General features: G+C 72.8%; 15 protein-coding genes and 1 pseudogene. 9 read left to right on the top strand and 7 right to left on the bottom strand.

Annotated elements, in window-relative coordinates; all coding sequences use genetic code 11:
* Positions 1-79 precede the first annotated feature (79 nt).
* On the bottom strand, positions 80-1,312 hold the full coding sequence (locus AMK29_RS16150) for a DUF6777 domain-containing protein (RefSeq protein WP_073813352.1): 1,233 nt from the start codon (positions 1,310-1,312) through the stop codon (positions 80-82).
* Between the two features lie 205 nt (positions 1,313-1,517).
* On the opposite strand from AMK29_RS16150, the gene AMK29_RS16145 reads away from it, so the two are divergent.
* The 3 genes from AMK29_RS16145 to AMK29_RS16135 are packed head-to-tail and all read left to right on the top strand — an operon-like array spanning position 1,518 to position 4,388.
* A complete protein-coding gene (locus AMK29_RS16145; RefSeq protein WP_073813849.1) occupies positions 1,518-2,396 on the top strand; it encodes a YndJ family protein in 879 nt (292 codons plus the stop codon).
* Positions 2,393-2,944 carry a DUF1990 family protein gene (locus AMK29_RS16140; RefSeq protein WP_073813350.1) on the top strand — a complete coding sequence of 184 codons (552 nt, stop codon included), beginning with the start codon at positions 2,393-2,395 and terminating at the stop codon, positions 2,942-2,944. The genes AMK29_RS16145 and AMK29_RS16140 overlap by 4 nt, the downstream gene beginning before the upstream one ends.
* 22 nt (positions 2,945-2,966) lie before the next feature.
* On the top strand, positions 2,967-4,388 hold the full coding sequence (locus tag AMK29_RS16135; protein ID WP_073813348.1) for a lipase maturation factor family protein: 1,422 nt from the start codon (positions 2,967-2,969) through the stop codon (positions 4,386-4,388).
* 58 nt (positions 4,389-4,446) lie between these two features.
* Here the strand turns inward: AMK29_RS16135 and AMK29_RS36715 are convergent, their stop codons facing one another.
* From AMK29_RS36715 to AMK29_RS16125, 3 genes are all read right to left on the bottom strand, one after another.
* Positions 4,447-4,617 (bottom strand): hypothetical protein, encoded by a 171-nt coding sequence (locus AMK29_RS36715; RefSeq protein WP_198942251.1) that lies wholly within the window; start codon positions 4,615-4,617, stop codon positions 4,447-4,449.
* A gap of 280 nt (positions 4,618-4,897) precedes the next feature.
* Positions 4,898-6,382, bottom strand: a complete 1,485-nt coding sequence (locus tag AMK29_RS16130; RefSeq protein ID WP_073813346.1) for an SDR family NAD(P)-dependent oxidoreductase — start codon at positions 6,380-6,382, stop codon at positions 4,898-4,900.
* 78 nt (positions 6,383-6,460) lie between these two features.
* Positions 6,461-7,174: a (2Fe-2S)-binding protein gene (locus AMK29_RS16125; protein WP_073813344.1), complete on the bottom strand. Its 714-nt coding sequence runs from the start codon at positions 7,172-7,174 to the stop codon at positions 6,461-6,463.
* 217 nt (positions 7,175-7,391) lie between these two features.
* Between AMK29_RS16125 and AMK29_RS35645 the strand changes: the two genes are divergently transcribed.
* Positions 7,392-8,357, top strand: coding sequence for a DMT family transporter (locus AMK29_RS35645; protein ID WP_073813342.1), 966 nt, complete (start codon positions 7,392-7,394; stop codon positions 8,355-8,357).
* Here AMK29_RS35645 and AMK29_RS36160 read toward each other — a convergent pair.
* From AMK29_RS36160 to panD, 3 genes are all read right to left on the bottom strand, one after another.
* Complete coding sequence (locus AMK29_RS36160) at positions 8,238-9,734, bottom strand: transglycosylase family protein (protein WP_073813340.1); 1,497 nt, start codon at positions 9,732-9,734, stop codon at positions 8,238-8,240. The genes AMK29_RS35645 and AMK29_RS36160 overlap by 120 nt on opposite strands.
* Before the next feature lie 420 nt (positions 9,735-10,154).
* Positions 10,155-10,499: a GNAT family N-acetyltransferase gene (locus tag AMK29_RS16105; protein ID WP_073813336.1), complete on the bottom strand. Its 345-nt coding sequence runs from the start codon at positions 10,497-10,499 to the stop codon at positions 10,155-10,157.
* Between the two features lie 28 nt (positions 10,500-10,527).
* The gene (panD, locus tag AMK29_RS16100; protein WP_073813334.1) at positions 10,528-10,965 is read right to left on the bottom strand and encodes an aspartate 1-decarboxylase; all 438 of its coding nucleotides are present in this window, start codon (positions 10,963-10,965) and stop codon (positions 10,528-10,530) included.
* Positions 10,966-11,728: 763 nt separating this feature from the next.
* On the opposite strand from panD, the gene AMK29_RS16095 reads away from it, so the two are divergent.
* The 5 genes and pseudogenes from AMK29_RS16095 (at position 11,729) to AMK29_RS16075 (ending at position 15,272) form a co-directional block, all read left to right on the top strand.
* A complete protein-coding gene (locus tag AMK29_RS16095) occupies positions 11,729-12,364 on the top strand; it encodes a hypothetical protein (RefSeq protein WP_143202896.1) in 636 nt (211 codons plus the stop codon).
* Positions 12,365-12,387: 23 nt separating this feature from the next.
* Positions 12,388-12,924: a flavodoxin domain-containing protein gene (locus AMK29_RS16090; RefSeq protein ID WP_198942250.1), complete on the top strand. Its 537-nt coding sequence runs from the start codon at positions 12,388-12,390 to the stop codon at positions 12,922-12,924.
* Positions 12,925-13,415: 491 nt separating this feature from the next.
* Positions 13,416-13,872, top strand: a pseudogene (locus AMK29_RS16085) (Crp/Fnr family transcriptional regulator).
* Between the two features lie 25 nt (positions 13,873-13,897).
* Positions 13,898-14,536, top strand: a complete 639-nt coding sequence (locus AMK29_RS16080) for a CBS domain-containing protein (protein WP_073813330.1) — start codon at positions 13,898-13,900, stop codon at positions 14,534-14,536.
* 49 nt (positions 14,537-14,585) lie between these two features.
* A complete protein-coding gene (locus tag AMK29_RS16075; RefSeq protein WP_073813328.1) occupies positions 14,586-15,272 on the top strand; it encodes a response regulator in 687 nt (228 codons plus the stop codon).
* Position 15,273 lies beyond the last annotated feature (1 nt).

Here is a 15,273-nt window from a genome sequence, read left to right as displayed (position 1 = left end):
CGCCTCCCCGCCCCCGCTGACCGCGTTCATGGGGCCACGCTAGGCGCAGCCCCGCCCGGGCGCACCATGAAGATCCGCTTCACCCCTCGTAGGTCTCCGGCTGCTCGGGGAGCGGCCCGGCCGGGAAGAGCTCCTCGGGCGGCAGTTCGCCGTCCGGCACGGCGGGCGGCTCGTCCGTCGGCTCGGCGTCCGGATCGGGGAACGGTTCCGTGTCGGGGTCGGGGTAGGGCTGGGTGTCCGGGTCGGGGTAGGGCGGGGTGTCGGCGTCGGGGTACGGCTCCGTCTCGGGGACCGGGTACGGGTCGGGGTCGGCGGGGCTCGGCCCGGTGTCCGTGTCGCCGCTTCCCGAGGCGTCGGGGCTGGCGGGACTCTCCGGGGCCGGCGGGACGGCCGGGGGCTCGGCGGGCCGGGAGGGGGTCCCGGGGGGCGTGTCCGGGGAGGTGCTGCCGTCGGGGGCGCTGGGGTCGGGCGTACCGGAGCCGGTCAGGCGGCACGCGTCCGGGTCGCAGTCCGGTTCCACGGCGGGCTTGCGGTCCTCGGCCCCGTCGCTTCCGGTGCGCCGTTCGATCCAGCTGCGGTCGACGGCGTTGACGATGACGAGGCTGGTGACGACGGTGGTCGTCGGCCGCACGACGATCACATGGTCGGGGTCGAAGCCGTCCCAGGGGTCGCCCCGGTGGATGCCCTCCGGGGTCGCGGCCGGGGTGCGGAGCGGGTTGCCGCAGGCGCAGCGGACGCGCGGTGCGCCGTACTGGTCGACGAGGACCGCGGTGCCGGTCTGCAGGACGGCCTGGTAGGCGTGGGCCCGGCCCTGGCGGTAGCCGTGGTTGGTGACCCGGGTGTCCGCGCGGAGGACGACCGGGGTGAGTCCGCGCAGCCAGGCGCCGACGTTGGTCTCGGGGATGCCGGCGGCCTCGGCGAAGACGCGGGTCCTGTCCTGGTCGGCGGCGAGGTAGGAGACCTGCCGCTCGACGTCGCAGCTGCCCTCCGCGCGCGTGCCGCCGTACAGCCCGGGGGTGGAACCGGTGACCTCGCGGACCCGCTCGGCCTCGGGGCCGGGCTGCCGCTCCCCCGAGGACGACCGCGCGGTGGTCCGGGCGGTGGAGGCGGTGAAGGGGTCGGGGCCCTGCGCGGCGATCGGCTGGAGGAAGATCTCCTGGGTGTCGACGGCGGCCGGCGCCGCGCCGCCGCGCGCCCCTTCCCAGGCGGAGGAGCAGCCGCCGAGCAGCAGGGAGGCGACGACCGCGGCGAGGGCGGGGGTCGCGCGGGGGGCTGTGGGGGTCCGCCGGGTTCGGCAGGGGGCTGAGCGCACTGGTTCTCCCGCTTTCTCTCCCCCGGGCCACGGCGCCCGGTTCCGGCACGTCCTTCATGTCTGTCGCAGGGGGCGGACCGCCGCAAGCGGAGGGCGGCCGACCGGGTTCCGCTCACGACCGAAGTACTTGAACACGTTCAAGAAAGGGCCTACGCTCGGACGTGTCAGTTGAACACGTTCAAGTCGGGTGGTGTCCATGACCGCGCTGTCGGTCCTCGTGGGTGCGGTCGTGACGATCGGCATGCTCTGGGTGGTCCCGACGGGGCTTGCCCTCCTCGACGGCCCCCGGCCACCGGGGTGGGACCCGCTCCGTCGCGCGTGGCCGCTGTTCGCGGTCCCCGGGGTGCTCTCGCTCTGGCTGCCGCGCTCCGGCCTGTCCACCGCGCTCGCCGCCGTCTACGCCCTCGCCACCCTGGCGCTGGCGCTCCAGGCCCCGGCCCGGCTGTTCCTGACCCGCTCCCTGCGGCCGGGCGGGGTGGCGGTGCTCACCGCCCTGGTCGCCCCGTCCGTCGCCGGTCTCGCGCTGGTCGCCGAGCGGGCCTCGTACCCGCTGTTCGGCTTCGACCTGGAACTCCTCGCCCTCACCGTCCCGCACTTCCACTTCGCGGGCTTCGCCGCGGCCCTGGTCGCCGGGCTCCTCTGCCGCGTCTCCGAAGGCCCCGCCGCCCGGTTCGCCGCGCTCAGCGTCCCCGCGGGCACCCTGCTCGTCCTGCTCGGCTACTTCGTCGACGACTGGGCCGAGCTCGCCGGGGCCGTCGTCCTGACCGCGGGCATGACGACCGTCGCCGTCCTGACCCTGCGCGAGCGCCGCGCGACCGCGGCCGACCGCCTCACCCGCGCCCTGCTCACCGTGTCGGCCCTGGTCCTCTTCGTCACCATGCTGCTCGCCCTGAGCTGGGCGCTGGGCGAGGCCACCGGACTGCCCCACCTCGACCTCACCTGGACGGCCGCGACCCACGGCCTGGGCAACGCGCTCGGCTTCACCGTCTGCGCGCTGCTCGCCCGCCGCCGCCTCACGTCGGACCGCCGCGCCACCCCCGCACCCTCCCCCACCGCCCACCCGCGAACGGAGCTTCCGGCATGACCCGCCTCCTGAGCAGCCTGTCCCGGCGCGAGCGCCCCCGCCCCGCCCTCACCTACCCCGAGGTCGGCGCCACCCGGTCCCCGGCGGCGCTCCCCGAGGGCTACCACCACCTCCGGCACACCGCGGTCGTCGGCCACGGCCGCGCCGCCTTCGAGGCCGCGGGCGCCGCCGTGACCACCTGGCGGATGCACCGCGCCTCCGGGGCGCGCGTCCTCGCCGACACCGACCGGGCCGAGCCCGGCACCGCCGTCGAGGTGTCGGCGGGCATCGGGCCGCTGCGGATCGGCGTCCCCTGCTCGGTGATCTGGACGGCGTACGACAAGGACCGCACCGGCTTCGCCTACGGAACCGTCACCGGGCACCCGGAGTGCGGCGAGGAGTCCTTCGTGGTCGACCTCGACCCCGACGGCACGGTCCGGTTCACCGTCACCGCGTTCAGCCGCCCCGGCGTCTGGTACACCCGGCTCGCCGGCCCCCTGGTCCCGCTCCTCCAGCGCGCGTACGCCCAACGCCTCGGCCGGACCCTCCGGTACCTCGTCAGGACGTGATCCCGGGCCGATACTGGAAGCGATGGAGTGGTTCACCGCACCCGACCACTGGCTGAGCAGGATCCTCTTCCAGCGGGGCCTGGCCGGGCTGTACTGCGTCGCGTTCCTCTCGGCAGCCCTGCAGTTCCGGGCGCTGATCGGGGAGCGCGGCATGCTCCCCGTACCGGAGTACGTCCGCGGGACCCGGCCACGGCACACCCCCTCCCTCTTCCACTGGCGTTACTCCGACCGCCTGTTCGCGACCGTCGCGTGGACCGGCGCCGCGCTCGCCCTCGCGCTCGTGGCGGGCGTCGGGGACGCGGTGCCGCTGCCGGTGTCGATGCTGCTGTGGCTGCTGCTCTGGGGGCTGTACCTGTCGATCGTGAACGTGGGCCAGACCTGGTACTCGTTCGGCTGGGAGTCCCTCCTCCTGGAGACCGGGTTCCTGGCGGTCTTCCTCGGCAACGACGACACCGGGCCACCCGTCCTCGTCCTGTTCCTGCTGCGCTGGCTGCTCTTCCGGGTCGAGTTCGGCGCCGGGCTCATCAAGATCCGCGGCGACCGCTGCTGGCGCGACCTCACCTGCCTCTACCACCACCACGAGACCCAGCCCATGCCCGGCCCGCTGAGCTGGTTCTTCCACCACCTCCCGCGACCCCTGCACCGGGTCGAGGCGGCTGCCAACCACGCCGTCCAGCTGCTCGTGCCGTTCCTGCTGTTCACGCCCCAGCCGGTCGCCACGATCGCGGCCGGTCTGATGATCGCGACCCAGCTCTGGCTGGTGCTCTCCGGCAACTTCGCCTGGCTGAACTGGATCACCATCGTGATCGCCCTCTCCGCCGTCGACGCCTCCCCGCTCACCGGCGCCCACCCGCGGCCGGATCCCCCGCTCTGGTACGTGGCCCTGGTGGTCGCGCTGACCGTGTTCGTCCTGGTACGGAGCTACCGCCCGGTGCGCAACCTGCTCTCCCGGCACCAGGCGATGAACCGCTCGTACGACCCGTACCACCTGGTCAACACCTACGGGGCCTTCGGCACGGTCGGCCGGGTCCGGGACGAGATCGTCGTCGAGGGCACCGACGAACCGGTGCCGCACGCCGGCACCGTGTGGCGGGAGTACGGCTTCAAGGGCAAGCCCGGTGACCCGCGCCGGATGCCCCGGCAGTTCGCCCCGTACCACCTGCGGCTCGACTGGCTGATGTGGTTCGCGGCGCTCAGCCCGGGGTACGCGCGCGCGTGGTTCGGGCCGTTCGTGGAGCGGCTGCTCGACGGCGACCGGGACACCCTGCGCCTGCTCGCCCACAACCCCTTCCCCGGGGCGCCGCCGACGTACGTCCGCGCCCGGCTGTACCGCTACCGGTACACGACCTGGCGGGAGCTGCGCGAGACGGGGGCCTGGTGGCACCGGACGCTTCTGCGGGAGTACCTGCCGCCGAGCCGGCTCCGGGAGCGGACGCGGCCCTGAACGCGCCGGTGCCCCCGGCCTGGGAAGGCCGGGGGCACCGGGGGGTGAAGCAAGGAACTCAGTCGATGCCGGGCAGGATGTGGGGCTCCGCGAGGTCGTCCTCGTAGCCCGCGAGCCGGATCGGGGCCGCGTGGGCCCACACTTCGAGGCTGCCCAGCTCGCCGTTCTTGCGCGGCCGGTCGTTACGTTCGGCCGGTCGCGGTTCCTGCTTCGTCAGTTCGGGTGTCACCGCGCACTCCTCTGTGTCGCGTACCTGTGGGACATGTGCCGGTCGGTCGCGGTGGCGCCGTTCGTCGGGCGGGACCGCGGCCTTGGTGACAGACCTGTCCCTGGTCGACCGTGAGGACGGTGTGTCTCCCCGGTGGCCGACCGTGAACATCAGAGTAACCAAATGAGCGCGTCCGCGCTCTACCGGGCTCCGAAGTGTGACGCGATCGGGTGAAGAGAGACGGAAAGAGCGCCCCACCGGCCGGTGAGGCGCTCTTGTCAGCAGCGGCGGGAACCGCTTTCTACCAGTTTCCGGGGGCGTAGTCCTTGAGGAAGCAGCCGTAGAGGTCCTCGCCCTGCTCGCCGCGCACGATCGGGTCGTACACCCGGGCCGCGCCGTCGACCAGGTCCAGCGGGGCGTGGAAGCCCGCCTCGGCGAGGCGCAGCTTGTCGAAGTGCGGGCGCTCGTCGGTGATCCAGCCGGTGTCGACGGAGGTCATGAGGATGCCGTCGGTCTCGAACATCTCCTGGCCGCTGGTCCGCGTCACCATGTTCATCGCGGCCTTCGCCGCGTTGGTGTTCGGGTGCCCCGCGCCCTTGTAGCCGCGGCTGAAGACACCCTCCATCGCGGAGACGTTCACGACGTAGGAACGGCCGCTGGCCGCCTTCTTCGCGGCCTCGGCCATCACCGGACGCAACTTGCTGATCAGGATGAACGGCGCCGTGTAGTTGCACAGCTGCGTCTCCAGCAGCTCCACCGGGGAGATCTGCTCGATGCTCTGCACCCAGGTGTTGGTGTCGACGACGTCCGGCACCAGGCCGCCGGCGTCGATCGCGGTGCCGTCGAGGTGCCGGGCGATGCTGGCGTTGCCCGCGACCAGGGCGAGGTCCGCGACCTGCTGCGCCTCGAGACCGCTCACGCCGACGGGCAGCGCGGACGCGGTGCCGAGCTCGGCGACCGCGCCGGAGTTGAACGCGCCGATGACGTGGTGGGCGGGGAGCTCACCGGCCGGCAGCGGGGCGCTCTCGCCGTCGACGAGGGCGGCGTACGCGGACGGCAGCCGGCGCACGGTCTGCGTCGCGTTGTTGATGAGGATGTCCAGCGGCCCGGCCTCGGTCATCTGGTCGGCGAGGGCCACCGCCTGGGCGGGGTCGCGCAGGTCGATGCCGACGACCTCCAGGCGGTGCATCCAGTCCGCGGAGTCGTCCATCGCCTTGAACCGGCGGATGGCGTCCTTGGGGAAGCGGGTGGTGATGGTGGTGTGGGCGCCGTCGCGCAGCAGCCGCAGCGCGATGTACATGCCGATCTTGGCCCGGCCGCCGGTGAGCAGCGCGCGCTTGCCGGAGAGGTCGGCGCGGGCGTCGCGCTTGGCCCGGTTCTCGGCGGCGCACTTCTGGCAGAGCTGGTGGTAGAAGTAGTCGACCTCGACGAACCGCGTCTTGCACACGTAGCAGGAGCGGGGACGCTGGAGTATCCCGGCGATCCGGCCCTCCTCGGTGACGGAGGAGGGCAGGATGCCCTCGGTCTCGTCGTCGATGCGCTGCGCCGAGCCCGTGGCGGTCGCCTCGGTGACCGCCCGGTCGTTGGCGGTCTTGGCGGCCCGGCGCTCCTGGCGGCGGCGCTGCTTCACGGTCCGGTAGATGCCGGCGGTGGCGCGCCGCACGCGGATCGCGTCCGGGTGGTCGACGTCCAGCTTGTCGAGCTCGTCGAGGACGCTGAGGCAGACGGCCAGGCGCTCGGGGTCGACACCCGGCCCGTAGTCCTGGGTTTCTTCGGTCACCGTCATGGCCTTCGGGTTCCTCGTTCGCTCGTACGTCGCCGTTCGTGGGCGGGTCGCCGTTCGTGGGCTTTCGAAAGGGCAACTTTACGGAGCGGATGGCCGCGCATCCAAACCCGTTCGGGGGGCGTGGTCGAAGACACAGTCGCCGCAGAGCCCGCCGCCGGGGCAGCGGTAGTAGAGGCAGCAGCTGGCACGGCGCAGCCGGGGGCCCCGGACCGTACCGGCGAGGTCGGGGTGGCCGAGGAGCCCGGAGACCAGTGCCGCGGCCCGTTCGGCCACCTCCGGGCGGCCGTGGGCGTGCGCCCAGCGGGTCAGTTCGCGCAGGGCCCCGGCGAGGGCGGAGCCCGCGTTGCCCCAGAGCAGGCGCGGGGAGACACGGCCGTCGCGGCGCAGCGCCGCGTGCAGCGGCACCAGGTGGGCCTCGATGACGGCCGCCCGGAGTTCGTCCACGGTGCCGGGGCGGGTCGCGGAACCCGCCCACCACAGGTCGTCGGGTGAGGTCAGTGCCCCGTCCCAGTACAGCTCGGCGGGGGCGAGGTCGGGGAAGCGGCCGTGCAGCGCGGCCGGGCCGAGGGCGGTCGACCAGAGCCTGGCCGCGAGCCCGAGGTGGGCGACGGACGCGCCGACGCGCCGCTCGGGGGCGCCGAGCCGGGCGGCGACGCGGTCCACGCGCGCGCGGAGGGGGCCGTCCTCCCCCGCGTACAGCCGGGCGAGCGGGCGGTGCGCGCCGCCGCTCCCGGGTGCGGAGGTCCGCAGGGCGAAGAAGCCGCCCACCGATCCGCTCTCGACGAGATCCATCCGTGGCCCCCCTGCTTCTGCTCCTGCGGTCCGCTCACCGTAGCGCCCCGCACGCTTCCCCACGCCAGGCCCGAAAAAGACTCTTTACACCTGTTCCGACCTGCGGTGTCGTACGTCTCCAGGCGTACGGGGCGGCCTCGTACTGCGTCGGCGGTACCCGCGAAGACGTCCCCTGGTACGACGACGCGATCGGCCGGGAAGGAGGATCGTGGAAGGTATGAGTCCCCTTCTGCTGTCCGTCCTCCTGGCCCTGGTCTCGGCGGTCGCCTACGCGGCCGCCGCGATCGTGCAGGAGCGGGTCGCGGCCTCCGCCGCCGGGCCGCGGTACGCGCCGCTGCGCACCCCGGCCTGGTGGGGGTCCGTCCTGCTCAACGGCGTCGGCGCGGCTCTGCACGTCGCGGCCCTCGCGTACGGCCCGCTCAGCCTCGTGCAGCCGCTGGGGGCCCTCACGATCGTCTTCGCGCTGCCCATGGCGGCCCTCTTCGTCGGCCGCAGGGCCGGTCGGCGGGCCTGGCGCGGCGCCCTGATGGCGACGGTGGGCCTGGCCGGGCTGCTGAGCCTCACCAGCGGCGCCGAGGCGCGGCCCCTGGGCGACGGGGACCGCTGGCTGCTCGCGGTCTGCACCTTCGCCGGGGTGGGCGTCCTGTTCACGGCCGCCCACCTGGTGGGCCGGTCCGTGCTGCGCAGTGTCGTCCTCGCCGCGGCGGCGGGGGTCTCCTTCGGGATCGCCTCGGTCTTCACGAAGGCGGTGGCGGAGGTGTGGACGCCCGGCGCGCCGCTCGCCGAGTGGACCGGTCTGCTGGTGCTCTCCGCCCTCGCGGTGACCGGCCTGCTGCTGTCCCAGGCCTCGTACCGGGGTGCGGGGCTCGCCGCTCCGCTGGCCACCGTGACGGTGGTCAACCCGGTGGTCGCCGCCGCCGTGGGCCTGACCCTGTTCGGCGAGAGCTTCCGCTACGGCACGGCCGGCACCGTCGCCGCCCTGATCTGCGGCGCGGTCGCCGCGGGCGGTCTGGTCCAGCTCACGCGGGACCGGATGACGGTGCCGGCCGGGTCGTCGACGGGGTCAGAGGGTGACGCCCCGGGCCCTGAGGTAGGCCAGGGGGTCGATGTCGGATCCGTACCCGGGTCCCGTCCTGACCTCGAAGTGGAGGTGCGGTCCCGAGCTGTTGCCGGTCGATCCTGAGCGCCCGATGCGCTGCCCCGGCTGGACCCGCTGGCCCTCGCGGACGGTGAGCGAGGAGAGGTGGGCGTACTGGCTGTAGCGGCCGTCGTCGTGGCGGAGCACGATCTGGTAGCCGTACGCGCCGCCCCACCCGGCGGAGACGATCCGTCCGGCCGCCACGGCCTTGACGGAGGTCCCGGTGGGCACGGGGAAGTCGACGCCGGTGTGGTAACCGCTGGACCAGGACGAGCCGCGGGTGCCGTAGCGGGTGCCGATGCCGGCGGAGATCGGGGCGGAGTACCGGTCCTGTTCCACCGCGGGCGGGCGCGGCTTGGAGGACGGCCGGGCCGCGGGCTTGGTGCTCGGACGGGCGGTGGGCTTGGCCTGGGGCCTGGTGGTGGGCTTCGCCTCGGGGCGGGCGGTGGGTTTGGCCTGGGGCCTGGAGGTGGGCTTCGCCTCGGGGCGGGCGGTGGGCTTCGTGGCCGGTCCCGACGCGGGCTTCGTGCCGGGCCTGGCGGTGGGCTTCGTCGCGGGGTGCGCGGCGGGCCGGGTCCGGGGCACCTGGGCCTGTGCGGCGGGCTTCGCCGAGGGCGTCGCGGCCGAAGGGGGCTTCGGGGCGGCGGACTTCCGCGGGGGCATCGTGGTCGGCGGTGCCGTCCGCGCCGGTGCGGCGGTCTTCGCCGCGGCCGCCCCCTCCGCCTTCCTCGGCGCGGCGATGCGCAGGGTCAGGCGCTGGCCGGGGTGGATGAGGTCGGGGTCGTCGCCGACCACCGGCCGGTTCGCGGCGTACAGACGCTGCCATCCGCCCTGGACGCGCTCCTCGCGGGCGATCTGTGACAGGGAGTCGCCGGGCGTGACCGTGTACATCTCGCGGACGGTCGGCACGGCGGTGGGGCCGACGTTCCTCGTCGGCTGCTCGGGTAAGGCGCGCGCGCCCGGCAGGGAGGCGGTGCTCGGCGCGTTCCCGCCGCGCGACGCCTGGGTCGCCGTACCGCCGGGGGTGAGGTCCGGCGCGTCCCCGCCGCGGGCGAGACCCGCGCGGGGTGCGCAGGACGGCCAGGCGTCGGGCCCCTGGCCCTTCAGGACGCGCTCGGCGATGGCGATCTGCTGGTCCTTGGAGGCCAGGTCGGCGCGCGGCGCGTAGTGCGTGCCGCCGTACCGCTCCCAGGTGGACTGGCTGAACTGGAGGCCGCCGAAGTAGCCGTTCCCCGTGTTGATGCGCCAGTTGGAGCTGGACTCGCAGGCCGCGACCTTCTCCCAGACATCGAGCGAGGCGGCCTGCACGGCGCCCGCGCCGATGAGCGGCAGCGCCATTCCGGCGCCTCCCGCGGTGACGGTGAGCGAAGCGCGGTTGATCCGGCTCGGCTGGTGGCGGCGGTGACGTCCGCGTACGGCCATGGGCCCCCCTTGAACACAGCGACAGCCGTCCAAGTTAGGGGTGGCGCACGCTCCGTGACAAGGGATTCGCGAAAGCTCAGGCGCCGTACGTCACCTTCATGTTGACGCCGGGCGCCGGCCGGCGGGGCCGGGCTGGGGCTGAGGCTCCGGTTCCGGTACGGGTCCGCCGGGCTGGGGGCTCGGTGGCGTGGGGACCGGGTTGGGCGGGGGCACGGGCGGCGGGACCGGCGGCGGTACGGGCGGCGGGACGGGAGAGGGGGGCGGGCCGGGAACGGGGGGCTGGGTCATGGCGGGCCTCTCTGTCGACGGATTCGTCCGTCTCCAGAGTGGCCCGGCGGGACCCGCCGCGCCCGCCGGACCCGCCCTTCGGGTCAGCGGGCCCGTCCGATCCCGCCCCTTCGGGTCAGCTCCCGGCCGTGATCACCACAGGTCCGGGGTGGCCTTCAGCTGGAGCTTCGCCGCGCGGACCACATCGGAGGCCGGGACCGGGGCCTCGTCCGGATGGCGCTCGGCCCACTTCGCGGCGTACGGGCAGAGCGGCACGACGGGCACGCCCTCGCCGGCGGCGATCGCGTAGAACTCGCGCACGAGCGCCCCCGCGATCCCCTTGCCCTCGTGGCCTTCCTCGACGACGGTGTGCACGGCGACGAGCGCGTGGGGTTCGGCGTCCAGGACGAAGTAGACGACGACGCCGACGAAGGTGTCGTCCTCGAACGCCTCCAGGCGCCCGTTCGACCGGTCGTCGTGGATCTTCAGCTCGGCCATGCGGCGGCTCTCCCTGGCTCGGATCGGGTCAGTGCTGTACGGCTACGGGCGCCGCCACCGCGTGCGGGGGGCGCACCGTGTCGCTGCCGGGGACGGGGGCGGAGGCGTCGGCCCCGAGCTCGACGACGCGGTTGTCGCCGTCGACGTGCACGACACGCGGGACGAACGTCCGGGCCTCCGCGTCCTCGACCTGCGCGTAACTGATGAGGATCACGAGGTCGCCGGGGTGCACCAGGTGCGCGGCGGCGCCGTTGATCCCGATGACACCGGAACCGCGCTCGCCCTCGATGACGTAGGTCTCGAGCCGGGCCCCGTTGTCGATGTCGACGATGTGCACCAGCTCGCCGGGAAGGAGGTCGGCCGCCTCCATCAGGTCGGCGTCGACGGTGACCGAACCGACGTAGTGCAGGTCAGCCTGGGTCACGGTCGCCCGGTGGATCTTGGACTTGAACAGAGTGCGCAGCACTGTGGACTCCTCGAAGACGGCTCCCTGCCTGCTTTGTGCAGGTCAAGGGCGGTCTCGACTTTACACCGACACCCCCGTCCGATGTGTGTGAGGAACATCGCTCCGGGTAGGGCGAGACGGCTTCCTACCTGGGCTTTCGCGCCGTCACCGACGCCTGTCGGGCAATCCTCCGGGGGGAGCGCGCTGCGGGGCCTAGCGGGCCGAAGCGGACATGCGGTCGGTCGGTCTGGAGCCGTACGGCAACAGCCGGACGCCATGGCTGTGCCGCTGCACTGTATGCGGGGGAGCCTGCGCATGGCGGGGCCCGCGCTGCCGTTCCTGACGTACGCGGCCTCCGTCCTCGTCGAGGCGACGGCTTCGTCGCGGCCTTCGCGGCGGACCTCTGGTACGCGAACACCGTCTCCGTCATCGGCGGTGACTCCCTCGACCTCGTGCAGGACTTCAGTCACCCACCGGCCCTGGCGCTTGGTACGCCTTCGGCGCACTGGCCGCCGAGGCGTTCGCCGACGGCGTCGCGCTCCAGGTCCTCGTCTACGCGCTCCTCGTGCCGACCGTGGCCCGGTTCGTACCGGTGATGGTGTCGCTCGACGGCACCGACTTCACCCGCCCCGAACCCGTCGCGATCGGCTGGCTCGGGCCACTACGGTGTCACGCCGCCATGGAGGAGGCGGCCACGATCGCGATGCGAGGGGGGACCGTTCGGCCCCAGCCAGATGGTTGGCCTGTGGATCAGACTGGTGGTGACGGATGCCGGGAGGTACTCATGAATGCCGACCTGAGCGTCGCCGAGCCCCTCTTGCTCGACGCGGTCCTGCCCGATTTCCGGTTTTCCCGCCTGGAGTGCACGGTGATCGCCGCCGTGCCGGACGTCGTGTACGGCGCAGCCCGTGATCTTGACATGCTGGCCATCCACTCGCCGCTGTTCGACGCGGTCATGTGGGCGCGTGGAGTGCCGGACCGAATGCGCCGTCGGCCCGTGGTCACACCGCCTTCGATGCGGGTGTCCGATCTGTTCGACACCGCCGCGGGTGGTGATCAGGAGGACGCCGAGGCCCAGCCCTGGATCCCCCTGGGTGAGCGCGCCGGCCGCGAGATCGTCTTCGGCGCGGTCGGCAAGGTGTGGAAGCCCGCCATCGAGTGGCGCCGTGTCGAGCCCGGGGACTTCGCTGGGTTCGACGAGCCCGGCTGGGCGAAGATGGCCGCCGCCTTCGTCGTCCACCCCTACGGGGAGCAAGGGTCCCTGCTGACCTACGAGGCGCGCACAGCCTGCACCGACCCGGCTTCCATCGCACGGTTCGGCCGCTATTGGACGCTGGTTTCCCCGGGCGTCGGCATCGTGCTGCGCGGGGCGCTCCGGGCGATCGAAGCGGCCGCGGAGGCCGGAGAACGAAGCACCTGAGGAGATGAGTCGTGATGCGTGCTGTGATCGTCTACGAGAGCCTGTTCGGCAACACGCGCGAGATCGCTGACGCGATCGGAGAGGGCGTGAAGGAGGCGCATCCGGACGCCGAGGTCGAGTGCGTGGCAGTCGTCGACGCACTGCCGGAACGCATCGGCCCCACCGACCTGCTGGTCGTCGGCGGGCCGACCCATATCAGGGGCATGACCACAGGGATGAGCCGGAAGATGGGGCTGAAGGCCGAGGAGCAAGGGGCCGAGAAGGAGGAGCGTCCCTTCACCCCCGAGGAGGGCGCCGAGGGTCCTGGCGTCCGCGACTGGTTCCACGGCACGCTCCCGAAGGTCCACACCGGCACCCATGCCGCCGCAGCCTTCGACACCCGGGCGGACATGCGCCTGGCCGGCGCCGCCGCCGGCGGCATCGCACGTCGGCTGCGCGGCCATGGCTATGAACTCGTCGCGGAACCGGAGGGATTCATCATCGAGGACACCGAAGGACCGCTACGCGAGGGCGAAAGGGATCGCGCGAGGGCATGGGGCGCGGCCCTCCAGGTCGCTTGACTCACCCACACAGGACGCCACGGGCCAGCGTGAGGGCACGTCAAACAGGCCCCTCTCCCGTAGCGGAGGCCGCCGTGCGAGGGCCTTCATCCCGTGGAGTGTCACAGGCTCGGCTGGACGTGAGTGCCAAGACCCACGGGCTGCGTCGGCCGGTGAGGCGACGATCAGGTCCGCGCACATCCTGGCCGACGCACTCGCCGGCCCCGGGACCGGGTGCGGTCCGCGAAGCCGTGCTCCGTCAGCCAGGGCGCGACGCGCCTCTCCGCGTCACCCGGCCTGGGCGGCCTTCCTCAGACACGTGCAGGAAGGTCGCTCAGGCGGCGTCGAGCTTGTGATCAACAATCCGGTGCGTGCCGCACACGGTGGGACGCCAGGGGCGGGTCTGACACCCCTCGCGCGGGCCGAAGAGGGCCCTAGGGGGCCATCCGGCCCTCCTGTCCCATCACGGGACGAGGCCAGACTGGGGGTGGACACGGATCAGGAGGCCCCGGATGAGCACTCCCCCAAGCCCACGGCTCACCGCAGCTCTCTCCGCCGACCAGCGTGACCGGCTGTTGCAGTGCGCCGGCCCGGTGGACTTCCCCGAAGGCACCCGGCTGTTCGAGGAAGACGGATACGCCGATCGGTTCTGGATCATCCGTACCGGAACCGTCACTCTGGACGTCCGCGTTCCCAGCAGGCCGCCGGCTGTGGCCGACAGCGTCAGCTCAGGCGAACTGCTCGGTTGGTCGTGGCTGTTCGAGCCGTACCGCTGGCATTTCGGAGCCGAGGCCATTTCACGGGTACGAGCGGAAGATCGACGCGGCGACCGCGCGCATGCTGATGGACGCCGATCCGGTCTTCGGCCTCGCCTCGGACCACCTCGTCGGACAGATGCTCGCCCACCGTCTCTTCTCCACCCGTGTGCGGCTGCTGGATCCGTACGCCCCGCACGGGAACGGCCTGTAGATCACCACCCCTCTGGGAGAACGTGATGCCAGCCTCGCGCTACACCGTCAGTGATGTCATGACCCACACCGCCGTCGCGATCGGCCGTGACGCACCGTACAAGGAGATCGTCGCGCTGATGGACCAGTGGAAGGTGAGCGCCGTCCCCGTCCTCGAGGGAGAGGGGCGTGTCGTCGGAGTCGTGTCGGAGGCAGATCTTCTGCCGAAGGAGGAGTTCCGGCTCGATGAGCCCCGCCCGGACGAATTCGCCGCGGCGTCCAAGGCCGGAGCCGTGCGGGCCGGCGAGCTCATGTCCAGCCCGGCCGTGACCGTCCACCCGGACGCCACCCTCGCCGAGGCGGCGCGGATCATGGCCACGCGACAGGTGAAGCGCCTTCCCGTGGTGAACGACATCGGCATGCTGGAGGGTGTCGTCAGCCGCAGCGACCTGCTCAAGGTCTTCCTCCGTGAAGACGACGAGATCGAAGCAGACATCCGCCACTCGGTCCTCGGCGAACCGGCCGTCCCTCCAGAGCTGGACGTCGCCGTGGCGGAGGGTGTGGCCACGATCCGCGGCACACTCTCCGACCGATCGCTGGTGCCGCTGCTCGCACGCGCCGTACGGGCCGTGGAGGGGGTCGTGGACGTCCGGATGGATCTCGGTGCCCATGAAGACGCCCCGTGACGGACAATCCTTATGGGGGGGTAGGTACCCAACGATCACAGGGGTCGCCATGTCCGAGCTGCCGGCAGCCGACACACCCACCCGGGTCTTCCTCGTGGACGACCACGAGGTGGTCCGCCGGGGCCTTCGCGACCTGATCCACGACGAACCCGACATGGAAGTGGTCGGCGAGGCGGCGACGGCGACCCAGGCCCTGGCCAGAGGGCCCGCCCTGCGGCCTGACGTGGCCGTCCTCGACGTGCGGCTGCCCGACGGCGACGGGATTTCCGTGTGTCGGGAGCTGCGCTCGCGGATGCCGGACCTGGCCTGCCTGATGCTCACCTCGTTCGACGACGAGGACGCTCTTCTCGACGCCATCATGGCGGGAGCGGCAGGGTACGTCCTCAAGCAGATCAAGGGTTCCGATCTCGTATCGGCAGTAAGGACCGTGGCCACCGGGCAGTCGATGCTGGATCCGGCCACCACCGCCCGGCTGATGCACTCGCTGCGGGACCCCGAGGCGGCGAAGCCACCGGAGGACGAGCGGCTCGCAGTGCTGTCCGAGCGGGAGCGCTCCGTGCTCGACCTGATTGGCGAGGGGCTCACCAACCGGCAGATCGCCAAGCGGCTCTACCTGTCCGAGAAGACGGTCAAGAACCACATCTCAAGGCTGCTGGGCAAGCTGGGCGTGGAACGGCGTGTGCAGGCGGCCGTGATCGCCGCACAGGTCCACGAACACGACACCGAGCAGGGGTAGC

Origin of the sequence: Streptomyces sp. CB02261, from assembly GCF_001905665.1 — a bacterium.
Taxonomy (GTDB): Bacteria; Actinomycetota; Actinomycetes; order Streptomycetales; family Streptomycetaceae; genus Streptomyces.
Note: the sequence above shows the minus strand (reverse complement) of the source record. Positions and strands in the feature narration are given on the sequence as shown.

What these genes read in the sequence shown, in the direction of transcription:
- AMK29_RS16105 (WP_073813336.1), bottom strand. Translation starts at nt 10,499, where the DNA reads ATGGCCGAGCTGAAGATCCACGACGACCGGTCGAACGGGCGCCTGGAG.
- AMK29_RS36160 (WP_073813340.1), bottom strand. Translation starts at nt 9,734, where the DNA reads ATGGCCGTACGCGGACGTCACCGCCGCCACCAGCCGAGCCGGATCAAC.
- AMK29_RS16125 (WP_073813344.1), bottom strand. Translation starts at nt 7,174, where the DNA reads ATGGATCTCGTCGAGAGCGGATCGGTGGGCGGCTTCTTCGCCCTGCGG.
- AMK29_RS16140 (WP_073813350.1), top strand. Translation starts at nt 2,393, where the DNA reads ATGACCCGCCTCCTGAGCAGCCTGTCCCGGCGCGAGCGCCCCCGCCCC.
- AMK29_RS35645 (WP_073813342.1), top strand. Translation starts at nt 7,392, where the DNA reads ATGAGTCCCCTTCTGCTGTCCGTCCTCCTGGCCCTGGTCTCGGCGGTC.
- AMK29_RS16130 (WP_073813346.1), bottom strand. Translation starts at nt 6,382, where the DNA reads ATGACGGTGACCGAAGAAACCCAGGACTACGGGCCGGGTGTCGACCCC.
- AMK29_RS16095 (WP_143202896.1), top strand. Translation starts at nt 11,729, where the DNA reads ATGAATGCCGACCTGAGCGTCGCCGAGCCCCTCTTGCTCGACGCGGTC.
- AMK29_RS16080 (WP_073813330.1), top strand. Translation starts at nt 13,898, where the DNA reads ATGCCAGCCTCGCGCTACACCGTCAGTGATGTCATGACCCACACCGCC.
- AMK29_RS16135 (WP_073813348.1), top strand. Translation starts at nt 2,967, where the DNA reads ATGGAGTGGTTCACCGCACCCGACCACTGGCTGAGCAGGATCCTCTTC.
- AMK29_RS16075 (WP_073813328.1), top strand. Translation starts at nt 14,586, where the DNA reads ATGTCCGAGCTGCCGGCAGCCGACACACCCACCCGGGTCTTCCTCGTG.